Genomic DNA, 15,980 nt, shown 5'->3' on the forward strand with positions numbered 1-15,980 from the left:
ATATATGTTTATTGTAAAATTTACTGTAATCAAATACAAATAATTTCGTATTTTGGTTTGCTTGTTAAAATAATAATTTAAAGTACTTAAAATTATTTAAAATATTAGCTTTAATGCTTTGATTGTCATTTTTTAATAATCAAAAATGAAAAGTCTCTAATTGTTGATATAGTATATGAAAAAGTATCCAATTCCTGTGAATGAAGAAGAGAGAATTAAGAAACTGGAGTATTTTGATCTTTTAAATCTTGAAAAAGATCCCCAGTTAGACATCTTTGCAGAAACAGCATGCTTGGTGACAGACTGTCCTGCATCGCTTATTGCTATGATGGAAAGCGAAACCCAGACCATCCAAAGCTGTGTGGGACTTGCCCTTGATTTTGTAGACAGAAAAAGCACAGTATGCCAATATTCTATTGCAAGTGGGGATATTCTAATTATCAATGATACGCTATTAGATGAAAGATCATCTGATAATCCACTTATTCTGGCTGGTGGGATCCGGTTTTATGCAGGAATACCTCTTATTGATGATGAAGGATTCGTATTAGGAACCATCTGTGTTATCGATTATAAACCTAAAACAATCACAGACGAGCAGATTTCAACCCTAAAAAAAATAGGAGAGGCAATCACAAAAGTCCTGATGGGAAAAAGGAAAAATATTGAGGCTGAGTATTTTCAACAAACTTTTACCATCTCCAATAACCTGATCTGTGTTCTGGATAAAAATTTTTTACTGAAAGAAATTAATCCGGCTTTTGAAAATGCCTTTCAAATGGAAAAGGGTAAGATTCTTAACCAGAATTTTATGGATCTGATAGGAAATCATAATTCTCAACTCCAATTACTGTCCAAAAACCTTTCCAATACGGATGAAGAAGTAACATTTACTACATCAACAAACATAGATAATACCCAAACTATCATTATTGAATGGTATTTAAAACTCAATCAAAATCATTCAGAGATCTTTTGTTTCGGAATTAATATCACCCATCGCATTGAAGAAAAACTTAAACTGGAAAGTTCTGAACGTCGCTTCAGAAGCTTTTTCGAAAATGCCATAGGTTTGATGAGTATGCATGATATGAGAGGAAATATCATTGCAGTCAACGAAAAAGGTAGGGAAACCTTGCAATATTCTGCTGAAGAGGTAGAAAGATTGAACCTAAAGGACCTTGTTCCTCAAAAAAATTGGACTCTCCTTGAGCAATATCTCGAAAGAATCAACAAAAATCAGGAAGATTTCGGAACCATGATCCTGAAAACAAAAGGAGGTGAAGAAATGATCTGGATGTATCACAATCTTGTGGAGATCAATAAAGAAGGGAACCCTTATGTTGTGAGTACTGCACTGAATGTTACTGAAAGAATAACTTTGGAAAAAGATCTTGTTCATACAAAAAAGATGCTGGAGCAAACAAGTGCTGTTGCCCAGGTGGGAGGATGGGAGGTCAACCTGAAAAACAACACCGTTTTTTGGTCACAGTCTACCAGGGAAATTCATAAAATAGATAGAAATTTCCAGCCTGATTTTGAAAATGCACTGGGTTTTTACAGTGAAAAAAGCCGTGAAAAGCTGGAAGGTTTATTTGAAAAGGCTGTAAAAGAAGGTGTTCCTTACGATGAAGAATTACAGCTTATACAAAATGACGGCGTGATGATTTGGGTAAGGGTAAAAGGCATACCGGAATTTGAAGACGGCGTATGCACAAGGGTTTACGGAATTATTCAGAATATTGATACCTTCAAAAAAATCTATCTGGAACTGGCCAAAAAAGAGGCTATGCTGCAGTCTTTTGTAAAATATGTACCTTCTACGGTAGCCATGTTTGATAAAGATCTTAATTATCTTTCTGTAAGCAGAAGCTGGAAAGATGAGTTTCAGATGAACGACATCAGGCTTATTGGTGAAAATATATTTAAGATTTCACCTAATGTACCGGATGAAAGAATAAAAATATATCAGGATGCACTGGCAGGAAAGGCCTACAAAAATGAAGACATGGCCATCGAAGTTCCGGGTAAAGGAATTATTCAGCATTACAGCGTAGAGGTTACACCATGGTATCTTTCCAGTAATATCATAGGCGGGATTATTGTTTCTGCACAGAATATTACAGCCTCTGTGAAAATCAATAAAGAACTGAAAAATGCCAAGAAAATGGCAGATATTGCGAGCAAGGCAAAATCTGAATTCTTAGCCAATATGAGCCATGAAATTCGGACTCCTCTAAATGGTGTTATCGGTTTCTCTGATCTTCTTTTGAAAACTCCATTGAATGATATACAGACTCAATACCTCAATTATATCAATGAATCAGGAGAGAATTTATTGAATATCATCAACGATATCCTTGATTTTTCTAAGGTAGAATCTGGAAAAATGGATCTTCTCATTGAGAAATCTAATATTTATGACATGGTAAGTCAGGTGATCAATGTCATCCTTTACCAGTCGCAGAAAAAAAATATAGAATTACTGTTGAATATAGAACAGGGGCTTCCTGAAACCATTTGGCTGGATGAATCAAGGTTGAAACAGATTTTAATAAACCTCCTTGGAAATGCAGTGAAATTTACAGAACAGGGAGAAATAGAACTTAAAGTAGAACAACTGAATCTGGACGGTAAGAATATCAAATTAAGATTTTCCGTAAGAGATACGGGAATTGGTATTCCAAAGGAAAAACAACAGCATATTTTCAATGCCTTTACCCAGGAAAACAGTTCTATTAGCAAACGATATGGAGGAACAGGTCTCGGATTGACCATTTCCAATAATATCCTGAAATATATGGGAAGCAGCCTGTCATTGACGAGCGAACTACAGAAAGGATCTGTTTTCTATTTTGACATAGAGGTTCCTTATGAAACTTCTGAGAACCATAAGGATGAAGACCTGAAAATAAATAACGTCCTTATTGTAGATGATAATGAAGCGAACAGGATTATTATTCAGCACATGCTTGCCTATAAAAATATAGACTCAAAGCTTGCCGCCAATGGAATGGAAGCGCTACAGATACTGCTTGCAGGAGAACGTTTTGATGTCATTCTGATGGATTATCATATGCCTGTTATTTCCGGGCTGGAAACGATAGAAAAAATCAAAGAGCTGTTCAACAAACAAAATGAATCTTCTCCTCTGATTATTCTTCACACGTCTTCTGAGGAACACGATGTTATTAATTCTTTCCGCCAGGAAAACGATTCATATTTCCTGCTGAAGCCTATCAAGTCTGAAGAACTCTATAAAACATTAAGAAGAACGGTAAAAAATACTGACAAGGAGATAACCGCTATCACACAACCGGAAAAGGAAACTTCCATGCTGATGCAGGCACCGAAGGTTTTACTCGTAGATGATAATCCGGTCAATATGGTTCTTAATCATAAAATGCTGCGTTCACTGGTTCCGGATGCACAGCTTACAGAAGCTACGGATGGACTTCAGGCGGTTTTGCAGTGTAAAGAAAAAACATTCAATATCATTTTAATGGATGTTCAGATGCCGGTAATGGATGGTCTTGAAGCTACCAAACAAATCCGCTTACTCCCGGAATATTCCAATGTTCCGATTATTGGGGTAACGGCAGGTAATGTTCTGGGCGAGAAAGAAAAGTGTCTGGATTCCGGGATGAATGACTTCCTGCCTAAACCTTTAAGACAGGCAGATCTGCTGGAGATGCTTAAAAAGTATATCATTAACGAAAACAATAACGCAGCTGAAGATTCTGCCCATAAGGAAAATTATCTTGATATAAATCTACTGAATGAACAAATAGGTGATGACGATGAGGATTTCAGAAAAATATTTTTGAACCTTGTAATAGATCAACTTACTCAGGCGGAAGAAAATATCAGAAAAAGCACAGCAGAAAAAGAAAGTGCTGATCTGAAATTGATTCTTCACAAGCTCAAAGGAACGGCAGGAACAGCAGGATTGGTGAAGCTTTCGGAATGTACTGCCAACTGGGAAAATAAAGCAGATCCTGACATGGATTTTGTTTCCATGGAAGAAGAAATTATCCACGAGATAACAACAGGATTACAATTAATTAAAAATCTAATACAATAAAAAACTAAAATTATGCTGATTCTAATCGCCGAAGACGACGAACTGATTCTAAAAACGATTGAACATAAATTATTAAAAGAAGGACACGAGGTGATCCTGACCCGAAACGGGAAAGACGCTATCGAAACCCTTAAAACCAAAGAGGTAGACCTGGCCATCACAGATATTATGATGCCGTTTGCCTCAGGAATTGAAATACTTTCAGCCATTCAAAGCATGGGTAAGCAGATACCGGTAATCATGCTTTCCAGTATGGGGCAGGAAGAAGTAGTACTGAATGCTTTTGACCTCGGAGCAGCCGATTTTATTGTGAAGCCATTCAGCCCCAATGAATTGATATTAAGAATAAAAAGATTTTCTTCAAAATAAACTAAAGCCATGTTTCTCACCACTTCTGTACATTTTCTTTTTCTAGTTTTCCTGGGAATGCTATCCTTAGTACTGTTACTGATTATCGGTGTACTTATTTATGGCTTTTATCAGTACAGAGAATCTGTTCAGATCTTCAGATGGTCTGAAGTGATCAATAAAAAAATCTCGGAAGTGATTGTGTACGATGAGGAAGAAATGTCTGCGGATACTAGCTTTTCAGCGGCTTCCGGCAATCCTTTATTCAGAAACCTATTCCTTCAGAAACTGGCAGAATCTGAGAAAAAATTTTCCGGGGCAGCACAAAATAAACTTAAAGACCTATTTCAGGAGTATGGTCTTCAGGAAGAAGCATTGAAAAAACTCAATCAAAAGAAAGAACACATCATTGCAGGAGGAATACAGGAGCTTACAGCGATGCAAGTGGAAGAAGCATTGCCAAAAATTTCTACATTTTTAGCCCATCCTTCAGCTCAGGTGTATCAGGAGGCACAGTATGCGATGGTAAATTTTAAAGGATTCGAAGGTCTTCATTTCCTGAACAGTATTTCCTCCAGAATATCAGAATGGCAGCAGCTTCGTCTGCTTATTTCGATCACCCGCATTCCTGAGAACTCAGAGGACAGTATTAAAAGTTGGATGGAAAGTTCTAATGATTCCGTAGTCATTTTTACCCTTAAACTTTTAAGAAAATTCCAGATATTATCTCTGTATCCTGTAGTAACTGATTTATTGGATCATCCTGCTGTTGACGTAAGAGTACAAGCAGTACAAACTTTATTATCATTGGAAAATTCTTCCACCATTGAACATCTTATGGGAATATATTCAGATCAACCGGTTGAAGTGCAGAAAGAGATGCTGAAAGTCATGAAAAAGTCAAAAGACCAATGCAGTACAGATTTTCTGAAAAATCAATTATTGAACAATGGTGATTCAGGGATAAAAGTTCATGCTGCAGAAGCTTTGTGTGCTTTGAACCAACAAAAATACCTGACAGAAGTATCTCAAAAAGAAACCTCTTCTGAAGAACTCATTCAAATTATTAAATACGCATTACAGGAAAAAGTATGTTAGAATTCTCACACATCATCTATGAAGTTGTTATCTGGCTGTTTTTGGTTTACGGAACAGCAGTAACTCTTATCTATGGCTGGATAGGAATTTATGCGCTTGGTGCTGTATTGCGTTATAAAAAAGAAAATACATTTACAGATTACAGCATCATTGCGGCAAATCCCAATGCGCCGGTATTCAGCGTTATTGCTCCGGCATATAATGAAGGAATGACCATTGTGGAAAATGTACGCTCCCTCTTATCCCTTTACTATCATAACCTGGAAATTATCATTGTGAATGACGGAAGTAAGGATGATTCTATTCAGAAGCTGATCGAAGCATACGAACTTGAGTCTGTAGCTTATTTTATTCAGGGAAAAATAGAAACCAATGCGGTAAGAGGAGTTTATAAAAGTAAAAATCCGGCGTTTAAAAAACTGATTGTTGTTGATAAAGAAAATGGAGGAAAGGCAGATGCTTTAAATGTCGGTGTCAATATTTCTTCCGGTGAATATCTGGTCTGCATTGATGTTGACTGTATTCTTGAGCAGGATTCGATTTTAAAACTAGCAAAACCAATGCTGGAACAAACCGACAAAAAGTTCATTGCATGCGGTGGAGTCATTCGTCTGGCTAACAATTGTGTCATCGAAAATGGAAAAATTGTAAGTGTCAATATGCCGAAAACTCTTTTGGGAAGAACACAGGCATTGGAGTATATAAGAGCTTTTGTATTGGGGCGTATGGCATGGTCCAGAGCTTCAGGATTGATTCTCATCTCCGGTGCTTTCGGAGTATTTGACAGAAAAATTGTACTGGCATGCGGCGGTTATGATAAAAACACAGTGGGAGAGGACATGGAGCTGGTGGTAAGAATGAGAAAGTATATGGAGGAAAAAAATGAACCTTATGAAGTACTCACCATTCCGGATCCTCTATGCTGGACTGAAGTTCCCGAATCCAAAGATATTCTCAGAAAACAAAGAAACAGATGGATGCGCGGTACCATGGAAACCCTATGGAAACACCGCAAAATGATGTTCAATCCGAAGTATAAAAAACTGGGAATGATCAGTCTTCCCTATTGGTTCTTTTTCGAATTTCTGGGTCCGCTTATCGAATTTTCAGGATATATTATCTTTATCATCTTTTTAGTTCTGGGAATTATCAACTGGCCGTTCTTTATGGTACTGTTTGCCCTCGTTATTTCAATGGGATTCCTCTATTCTATTTACGCAATACTGGTGGATCTGGTAAGTCATCAGGTGTATACCAAAAGAAAAGACTTTCTTAAATTAATTTTTACAGCTTTTTCCGAGCCTTTTTATTTTCATCCAATTGTGGTAAAAGCAGGGGTTAATGGGTTTATAGATTATTTCAAAAAATCCCACGGCTGGGGCGAAATGACAAGACAGGGTTTTAATCAAAGCACACAACATTTGCCTCTGAAAGAAAGAATATACGCTATACTTCAGGCAGGGCTCAAAAAGTGGGGAATGTTGGCGTTGGTGTTCTTTGCCTTATTTTTAATAGGAGTCATCGCAGAATCATTACGGTATCAATATACCTTTCCTAAATTTGAAACATCAGCCATTATTGGTCATCTTTTCTTTGAAAATATTGTATTTGCACTTCAACTGACATTCTGGGTTGGAATTTTATATCTGATCATTAATTTTATCAAAGAAGGCTGGGCAAGAATCCTGGGAATGCTAACCCTGGTGATTGTAGCAGTTACTCAATATATTTTATTCCTTTATTTTTCTGAAAGCCGTAACGTACTTGGGGCGGACATTTTATACTACAGTAAAGAGGAGATGAAGCAGATTTTGCAGGCAAGTGGAATGCTTAATTTTAAAAACTTTGCTTTACTGGGGATTTTAATAACAGGTTCACTTGTTCCGTTATGGATTGCAGGTAAAACAGCTTTAAAATCAATCTATCCGGCAATAGTACTATTCATTTTTGGTTTGGCAGCATTCTTTATTCCTTCCAATATAATAGGAGGGAAAGCTCTGAGTTCTGAGAGTGAATTTAAGCAAAATGCTTCAAAAAGTAAATGGGCTTATTTCTTTAAATCCAATGAAGACAATTTCATAAGTGATCACCCGGAACTGAATGACCTGCTGAGTGGGAACGATGATTTTACTGCCAATGCAGAAATGATCGATAAAAACTTTCCGTTCTGGAGAAAAGAAAATACCTCGGATTTCCTGGGATCTTATATGAATACATCAGAAAAGGTTCCTAATCTTGTTTTTCTTGTGATGGAAGGTTTCGGACATGCCTACACATCTCCGAAAGGATATATCGGTAATTTTACCCCTTATCTTGATTCTTTATCCAATAAAGGGTTGTATTGGGAAAACAGTTTAAGCTCAGCAGGAAGAACATTTGGAGCATTGCCATCATTAACAGGATCACTTCCTTTCGGAAAGAACGGCTTCCTTGAAATAGAAAAAACACCGGAGAATTTCAACCTTTATAATATTCTGAAGGCGAATGGTTTTGAAACAGGATTTTATTACGGAGGTCATGTATCATTTGACCGCTATCGTGAGTTTCTGAAATATAGTGGGGTAGATCATATTGTAGATGAAGCTTCCTTCAGTAGTCCTTACCGTAAGCTTCCAGCCAACAACGGAGAAAGCTGGGGATATGAAGATCAGGCTGTTTTCAGTAAAATGCTGCAGCAGCAAAAACCACAGAATCAGCCGTATTTCAATATGATACTTACGCTTTCAACACACAATCCTTTTTTAATAAACAATAAGGATTATTATGAAAAGCTGTACAACCAAAGACTTAACTCCGGGATTTTAACTCCGGAACAGAAAAAATGGGCAATTGCTCAAAAAGATCAACTCATCTCGGTATTGAATGCTGATGATGCTATAAAAGGATTTTTTGAAAATTACAGCAAACGTCCGGATTTCAAAAATACCATTTTCGTTATTACAGGAGATCACAGTATGCCTGAAATTACCTTAGAATCTAAAATTGACAGGTTCCATGTGCCCTTATTAATTTATTCACCCTTATTAAAAGAATCAAAACGTTTTCACAAAACAGTAAGTCATTTTGATATTGCGCCTTCTATTTTAGCGTACTACAGAAATAATTATAAAATTACTACCCCTTCTACGGTAACATGGGTTGGGAGAGGTTTCTTAGCAGATTCTGAAATCAGTAATGCGGGAATCCCTATGATGCAAAGTAAAAACCAGCTTATTGATTTTGTCTCTGAGAAGTATTATATTCATGACGGACAGCTTTTCACGCTTAAAGACATGCAGGAAGATGCTTCTAATGATGCTTCAGCCATGAGTAAAATCAACGGCAGGTTCAATCAGTATAAAAGCATGAATGCTCAGTTTTATTCCACGAAAAAACTAATGCCGGATTCAGTAATGATCAATTTTAAGAAAAAAACAAAGTCAAAGTTTTAAAACTTTCGGGTATAGCCTAAAGTAACATCAAACTGATTTCCTTTCTCACCCGGACGGAATTCCTGATTGTAATACATTGTTCCCACGGAAAAAAGATTGACGGAACGATAAGAAAAATTATACTCAGCACCTACTTTAAAGGTTTTAAGCTTGAAAGTTTCATTTCCCAGAAGGTTATTTCGGAATTCTTCCGGGCTTATCCCGGTTCCGATCTGAAAAGCAAAATAGTCCTGAGCTCCTTTAGTATAATAACGAACCGTTCCTGTATAAGAATGGGAAATGTTTTTGCTGTCAGGCGTTATATAAGTACGAAGATTGAACCAGAAATTTTTATAATACTTTCCTACAGCAGCAGTATACATCCAGATATTATTGCTGAAGTGAAGCTGACGGTAGCCTAATTCTGCCTCAAAACTGTGAGGAAGATTGGCATTCAGGGAAACTCCGGTGCGGTATTTCGGAAACAGACCTACATCATCAGAATACCCTCCACCTACATATAGATAGAACATTTTGGAAAGTCTTGGATACGCTTCCAGCTCAATCTGTGTACCGCTTTGTGCAAACTTGTTCGCATAGTTACCACGAAGAATTACAGAACCAATAGGAGTAATCCTTTTGTAGCTTACCCCTACGATATGCCAGTCATTATCAAACTGTTTGTCAAAATGGGAATAATTGTAAATAATTCCAACAGCATTTTTAGAAGACAAATCCTTGATCCTTACTGCAAGAGCCCTTGCTTCTGTGTTTTTGGGATGAATAGATAAAAGAGTTGTTACTGCTTTGTCAGCTTCCTCATAGCTATCCATTCCAAAATATACTTTTGCCTTTAGCAGTAGCAAAGCCTCCGATTTAGAATGATAGGAAAGCCCTTTATCTATAATTTCGATAGCCTTTTTATTCTGATCATTCCAGTATTCCAATGAAGCATACGCCAGAAAATAATCTTCATCCTGAACATCTCTTTTTGCGAGTTCTTCAAACACGGTTCTTGCTGCAGGCAGATCCTTATTCCAGGTATATAGCCTTCCGAGAAAAACTGATATATCGGTATAATTGGGAGCTTTTTCCAATGCCTCTTTTGCCAGTGCAATAGATGTAATATAATCTTTCTGCTCGAAAGCCGTGGTACGGGCTTTAACAAACAATTCATCAGCAGTAAGATTCTGCTGGCTATACATAGTAAGTGGAAAAAGTAATACTAATAAAAAGGTAGGATATCTTTTCATCGAGGTTTATTATTAATGAACTGCATCTAGCATCACAAATATATTGAACTTTTACCTCACTACCCAGAGATTATTCATTAAAAAATATCTTTTTAAGATTATTATTATATAAAAAATAGATAAGAGGTATTTATAATGAAATTTTTTGATAAAAAGTTAGAAATCTATGTTAAAGTAGTTCTTGATCCGCGAATATATTCGCTTTGTAAGCCTAAATACCATTACTAAATCACTGCCTTGATTTTACAATACCTTATAAACCTTTATTTAATAATTTTTTTTAGAGTAAGCCCTGGTTTTATATTATATATAAAACCAGGCATTTTTAATATGGCTCTAGAATAAAATAAATTTAAGGTTATTAATATACTTCTTTTAATATATTAACGATTCTTATGACCTGTCTGTAGAAAGACGGATTTTTTATTTTTCTTATTGTAAATGAACGGATTAAAAATTTAATTAATTCTTGGATATAAAATAAAGTAAATCAAAAGTATATTTATAAACTTTAATAAGTATATTTGTATACTAATTTGATTGATGTGAATTTTGATCTTCTAAAATCAATGGTTGACCTCGTTCAGCAATTTATAGAGCAGAATGAAGGAAAATGTATATATAGCAACGATCTGCAGGGGTTTACAGAATGGCTAAATGTTTCACATAAGAATGATTCTATAGAAGAACCTGATTGGTTCGGAAAAGAATTAGGAAGAAGCTCTGATAGTATCATCAATACTTTATTGATAAGAATGGGGAGGTATGCAAAAATCTACTCCCGGTCAATTGGTAATTCCGTTTTTTCAAGCCAAGATGATTTTATTTATCTGATAAGCCTGAAAACCATGGGAGCTATGACAAAAATGGAGCTCATAAGACATAATGTAACTGAGAAGTCTTCAGGTATGTTGATTATTAACCGTTTAATCCGTAATGGCTGGGCTGAGCAGACTATTTGTTTAAAAGATAAAAGAAAGAAATATATTCAGATAACTGAGAACGGGCTAATTGTACTGGAGCAGCACAGAGAGGAGATCCGTAAAGCTTCAAGAGTGGTAGTGGGAAATCTGAACCCCTCTGAACAAATGCTGCTCATCGCTATACTCTCTAAACTGGATGAATTTCATGATTCTTTTTATCGGTTGCATATGAATTCTAATGATTTGTTGGATGTTGTGTTTAAAAAATTGAATTAATGACACAGATAAAACTATCTGATAAACTATTAAATAAATAACAATGAATACTGGAAACGTAAGAAAGAAAATTGCTGTCATCGGTTCTGGATTTTCCGGGCTTTCTGCTGCTGCATATGCTGCAAAATCTGGAAATGAAGTACATGTATTTGAGAAGCATCAGCAGCCAGGAGGGCGGGCACGACAATTTAAGACAAAAGAAGGATATGTGTTCGATATGGGACCCAGCTGGTACTGGATGCCTGATATTATCGAAAGCTTTTTCAGTGATTTTGGCTATAAAGTGTCTGATTTCTTTAATCTTGTTTCTTTAGACCCTCAGTTTGAAATGGTTTTTTCAGAAGAAAAAATTTCAATTCCTGAAAAAAATGAAGGTATCCGTAAACTATTTGAAAAAATTGAACCCGGAGCAGCTAAAAAATATGACCAATTTATGCGTTCTGCTCAATTCAAGTATGAGGTGGGCATGAAAGACTTTGTAACAAAACCTTGTTATAACTGGCTGGAATTTGCTTCTTTAAAAATAGCTGGAAGTGCACTGAAACTTGATCTTTTAAGTAATTTCAGAAAATACGTTTCAGGTTATTTTACTGATCCCAAACTAAAATCTCTGATGGAATTTCCGGTTATATTTCTTGGTGCTTCCCCGCAACGTATTCCGGCTCTTTACAGTTTGATGAATTACGGAGGTTATGTTTTGGGAACAAAATATCCTATGGGAGGTTTTTATCAGCTTGTTCTTGCAATGAAGGAAGTGGCACAAAGACAAGGGGTAACCTTTCATTTTAATCACGAAGTACAGGGAATCAATACAAAAAATGGAACGATATCTTCCATAACAGTAAATGATGAAACGTATGAATTTGATGCAGTAATCGCCTCATCAGATTATTATCATACGGAAACATTACTCCCAAAATCTCTTAGAAACTACAACAAAGTATATTGGAAAACCAGAACCTTTGCTCCCTCTTGTCTTATTTATTATCTGGGGATCAGGGGAAAAATTGCTCATTTAAAACATCATACCCTGTTCTTTGAAAATAATCTGGACAATCATATAGATTGTATTTATAAAAATAAGAAATGGCCTGCCAAACCTCTTTTTTATACCTGTAGCCCTTCTAAAACAGATCCGGAGGTAGCTCCAGAAGGTTGTGAGAATCTGTTTTTGTTATTACCTCTTGCAACTGGAATACATGATGAGGAATCCATCAGAGAAAAATATTTGATGGAAATGCTTGAAAGAATTGAAAAGCATACCGGTGAAACTGATCTTATTTCCAGAATTGAATATAAAAGAAGCTATTGTGTAAGCGATTTTATTTCCGATTATAATGCTTATGAGGGTAATGCCTACGGATTATCCAATACTTTATCACAGACAGCAGTTTTAAAGCCTAAGATCAAAAACAGAAAGCTCAGGAATCTTTTTTATACTGGGCAGTTAACGGTTCCGGGACCTGGTGTTCCCCCGTCAATAATTTCCGGAAAAATTGTAGCGGGTGAAGTGAGTAAACTAAAAATAAAATAATATGAAAAAACTGTTTGATGAATTGTCTTACGAAGTCAGTAAGTACACTACGCAAAAATACAGTACCAGTTTTTCATTAGGAATACTGGCGTTGAAGCCTTCCATCAGACCTGCAGTTTATGCTGTTTACGGGTATGTTCGTCTGGCGGATGAAATTGTAGATAGCTTTCATGGGTATGATAAAGAAAAGCTTCTGAAGAGATTAAAGACTGAAACTTATGAGGCATTAGAAGATGGCATATCACTCAATCCTATTTTGCATTCATTTCAGGAAATAGTTCGGCAGTATGAGATTGACAGACATCTGATTGATAAGTTTCTGCACAGCATGGAAATGGATCTTCATAAAATTGATTATAATTCCGAATTGTATAAAGAATATATCTATGGATCTGCGGAAGTGGTGGGACTGATGTGCCTGCAGATATTTACAGAAGGCAATAAACAGCAATATGAGAAGCTTAAACCGTTCGCGATGAAGTTGGGATCTGCTTTTCAAAAAGTTAATTTCTTACGGGATCTGAAGGATGATTATCAGATTTTAGGAAGGACCTACTTTCCATCTCTGAATATGTCAGTCTTTGATAATACAGTGAAAACCCGGATTGAAAAGGAGATTGATGAAGAATTCAAAGAAGCATTGCAGGGGATTAAAAAACTGCCGGGCTCATCCATTTTCGGAGTCTATCTTGCTTACAGGTATTACCTTTCCCTTTTTGAAAAAATAAAGAAAACAAGTTCACAAAATATGCTTCAGCAAAGAATAAGAATTGCCAATTCGCAAAAGCTGCTGGTTGCATTCAAAAGCTATATCCGTTACAAATCTGCTTATTTCTAACAGTAAATTCCGGGTTAAAAATGATTTTGTGTAATGTTTAACGATCAATAAAAATAAATGATGTACAGATTATACAGAGAGCAACAATTGAATTGCAGTATTGAAACAGCATGGGATTTTTTTTCATCTCCTCATAATTTATCGGAAATAACTCCTGAGAGTATGGGGTTTATAGTACTTTCCGATGTAAAGAATAAGCCTATTTTTAAAGGAATGGAAATAGATTACACAGTCTCTCCTTTGCTTGGAATTCCGTTGAAATGGAAGACCATTATAAGCCAGGTAAAAGATTATGAAAGTTTTACGGACCTTCAGAAAGAAGGTCCATACAAGTATTGGAATCATTTTCATGAATTTATTCCTAATGAAAATGGAGTACTCATGAAAGATACGGTAGACTATGAACTTCCGCTAGGGATTTTAGGAAAAATAGCCCATCAGCTGTTTGTAAAAGAAAAGCTTAAAAGCATTTTTGATTTCAGATACAGGGTTTTAAATAATCTTTTTAATAATAAGCATAATTAAAATGAATGTTTTGATCGTTTTAGGTGTATTTATTTCCATGGAAGGGGCTACGTGGCTGATCCACCGGTATATTATGCACGGCTTTCTGTGGATTCTGCACCGGGACCATCATGATCATAGCCACAACGGGAAACTTGAAAGAAATGATTGGTTCTTTTTCATTTTTGCAACTCCGGCTATTGCTTTATTATATCTGGGAGTACAACAGAATTTTAGTTATTGGTTTTTTACCGGTCTTGGAATAAGCCTTTACGGAATGTCCTATTTTTTTGTACACGATATTTTTATCCATCAGAGGGTAAAGATTTTTACCCAAACAAAGAATCCGTATTTACTTGCCATCAGACGTGCTCATAAACAACATCACAAACATCTGGGCAAAGAAGATGGGGAATGTTTTGGTTTTTTGTGGGTTCCTGTTAAATATTTTAAAATGTATTTTAATAAAAAATGATGCCTTATACTTACATATTGATTAACTTTTTTACTGTAATCATCTGCTTTTTGGCTTCTTTCGACGGAAGAATACAGTTTAATAGACTTTTTGGGAAATTTCTGCTCTCATCCACTATTGTCGCAATTCCTTTTATTGCCTGGGATATTTGGTTCACGGCTAAAGGAGTCTGGTGGTTTGATCTAAAGTATACCTTAGGATTTAAAATAGCGGGGCTTCCCATAGAGGAGTGGCTGTTTTTTTACTGTATTCCTTTCGCCTGTGTTTTTACTTATTATTGCCTGGAAAAATATTTTACTCTTAGATGGACTGATGGTTTAAACAATCTCATTGTATTTACGTCTTTCATTGTTCTTGGAGTTGTAGGGCTTCTGTACAATGAAAGAATATATACTTTGTTGACGGTAATGGTAACGATAGTTACACTTGGCTACCTGCATTTTATCGCTCAAAAAGAATGGATAGGGAAAGCCAGTTTTGTGTATCTGGTTCTGATGCCCGGCTTTTTTGCAGTGAATGGAATCTTGACGGGCTCTTTAATTCCATCGCCGGTTGTTAATTATAATCCTGGTGACTTTTTAGGAATTAGAATGGGAACAATCCCTTTAGAAGATGCTGTTTATGGCTATAGCCAGTTTTTACTCAATATTTATTTCTTTAAAAAAATAACTGAAAATGAAAAATAGAATAATTCTTACAGTATTATTAAGCTTTTTATTGCTGAACAGTATAATATCCTGTTCCACTATGCCTGAAAAAGCACAGCCTGTCGGACAGTTTGATGTCAATCGGTATTTAGGAACATGGTATGAAATCGCAAGATTCGATTATCGCTTTGAGAAAGACCTTGATAATGCAATGGCTGAGTATAGCCTTAACGCAGATGGAAGTGTAAAGGTAGTCAATAGCGGATATAATTTTAAAAAGAATAAATGGGTTTCTGTCAATGGTACAGCTAAATTCAGAGGAGAGAAAGATATTGCAGCCTTGAAGGTGAGTTTTTTCGGACCTTTCTATGCCGGATATAATGTAGTTGCTCTGAATGATTACAAATATGCACTGGTTGCAGGTAAAAACTTAGATTATCTCTGGATTCTTTCCCGTGAAAAGACTATTCCGGAGAATATAAAACAGGCTTTTATCACCAAAGCCCAGGAAATCGGTTATGATACATCAAAATTAATATGGGTAAAACAGGACAAAAAAAGTCCGTTCGATCAATAATGATATAACTTTA

General features: G+C 35.9%; 12 protein-coding genes. 11 read left to right on the forward strand and 1 reads right to left on the reverse strand.

Annotation, left to right across the window (positions count from 1 at the left end; genetic code table 11):
* Nucleotides 1-175 precede the first annotated feature (175 nt).
* Genes BBI01_RS08945 through BBI01_RS08960 form a run of 4 tightly spaced genes read left to right on the forward strand, consistent with a single transcriptional unit; the run spans nt 176 to nt 8,961 of the window.
* Nucleotides 176-4,084, forward strand: a complete 3,909-nt coding sequence (locus tag BBI01_RS08945) for a response regulator (RefSeq protein WP_065394337.1) — start codon at nt 176-178, stop codon at nt 4,082-4,084.
* A 12-nt stretch (nt 4,085-4,096) separates the two neighbouring features.
* On the forward strand, nt 4,097-4,453 hold the full coding sequence (locus tag BBI01_RS08950) for a response regulator transcription factor (protein ID WP_065394338.1): 357 nt from the start codon (nt 4,097-4,099) through the stop codon (nt 4,451-4,453).
* Between the two features lie 9 nt (nt 4,454-4,462).
* On the forward strand, nt 4,463-5,530 hold the full coding sequence (locus tag BBI01_RS08955) for a HEAT repeat domain-containing protein (RefSeq protein ID WP_065394339.1): 1,068 nt from the start codon (nt 4,463-4,465) through the stop codon (nt 5,528-5,530).
* Complete coding sequence (locus BBI01_RS08960; protein ID WP_065394340.1) at nt 5,524-8,961, forward strand: sulfatase-like hydrolase/transferase; 3,438 nt, start codon at nt 5,524-5,526, stop codon at nt 8,959-8,961. Before BBI01_RS08955 ends, BBI01_RS08960 begins: the two co-directional genes overlap by 7 nt.
* Here the strand turns inward: BBI01_RS08960 and BBI01_RS08965 are convergent.
* Nucleotides 8,958-10,193, reverse strand: coding sequence for a YaiO family outer membrane beta-barrel protein (locus BBI01_RS08965; RefSeq protein WP_065394341.1), 1,236 nt, complete (start codon nt 10,191-10,193; stop codon nt 8,958-8,960). The genes BBI01_RS08960 and BBI01_RS08965 overlap by 4 nt on opposite strands.
* Nucleotides 10,194-10,762: 569 nt before the next feature.
* On the opposite strand from BBI01_RS08965, the gene BBI01_RS08970 reads away from it, so the two are divergent.
* From BBI01_RS08970 to BBI01_RS09000, 7 genes are read left to right on the forward strand one after another with little or no spacing between them, the layout of a single operon-like run.
* Nucleotides 10,763-11,392 carry a MarR family winged helix-turn-helix transcriptional regulator gene (locus tag BBI01_RS08970; protein WP_228393966.1) on the forward strand — a complete coding sequence of 210 codons (630 nt, stop codon included), beginning with the start codon at nt 10,763-10,765 and terminating at the stop codon, nt 11,390-11,392.
* A gap of 43 nt (nt 11,393-11,435) precedes the next feature.
* Nucleotides 11,436-12,926 carry a bifunctional phytoene desaturase/3,4-desaturase gene (crtID, locus tag BBI01_RS08975; RefSeq protein ID WP_065394342.1) on the forward strand — a complete coding sequence of 497 codons (1,491 nt, stop codon included), beginning with the start codon at nt 11,436-11,438 and terminating at the stop codon, nt 12,924-12,926.
* Between the two features lies 1 nt (nt 12,927).
* A complete protein-coding gene (locus BBI01_RS08980) occupies nt 12,928-13,764 on the forward strand; it encodes a phytoene/squalene synthase family protein (protein ID WP_065394343.1) in 837 nt (278 codons plus the stop codon).
* A 57-nt stretch (nt 13,765-13,821) separates the two neighbouring features.
* On the forward strand, nt 13,822-14,289 hold the full coding sequence (locus tag BBI01_RS08985) for an SRPBCC family protein (protein WP_065394344.1): 468 nt from the start codon (nt 13,822-13,824) through the stop codon (nt 14,287-14,289).
* A gap of 1 nt (nt 14,290) precedes the next feature.
* Nucleotides 14,291-14,743, forward strand: a complete 453-nt coding sequence (locus tag BBI01_RS08990; protein ID WP_065394345.1) for a sterol desaturase family protein — start codon at nt 14,291-14,293, stop codon at nt 14,741-14,743.
* Nucleotides 14,740-15,429: a lycopene cyclase domain-containing protein gene (locus BBI01_RS08995; RefSeq protein ID WP_065394346.1), complete on the forward strand. Its 690-nt coding sequence runs from the start codon at nt 14,740-14,742 to the stop codon at nt 15,427-15,429. Before BBI01_RS08990 ends, BBI01_RS08995 begins: the two co-directional genes overlap by 4 nt.
* The gene (locus BBI01_RS09000) at nt 15,419-15,967 is read left to right on the forward strand and encodes a lipocalin family protein (RefSeq protein ID WP_065394347.1); all 549 of its coding nucleotides are present in this window, start codon (nt 15,419-15,421) and stop codon (nt 15,965-15,967) included. The genes BBI01_RS08995 and BBI01_RS09000 overlap by 11 nt, the downstream gene beginning before the upstream one ends.
* Nucleotides 15,968-15,980: the final 13 nt, after the last annotated feature.

It is taken from the genome of Chryseobacterium artocarpi, assembly GCF_001684975.1.
GTDB lineage: Bacteria > Bacteroidota > Bacteroidia > Flavobacteriales > Weeksellaceae > Chryseobacterium > Chryseobacterium artocarpi.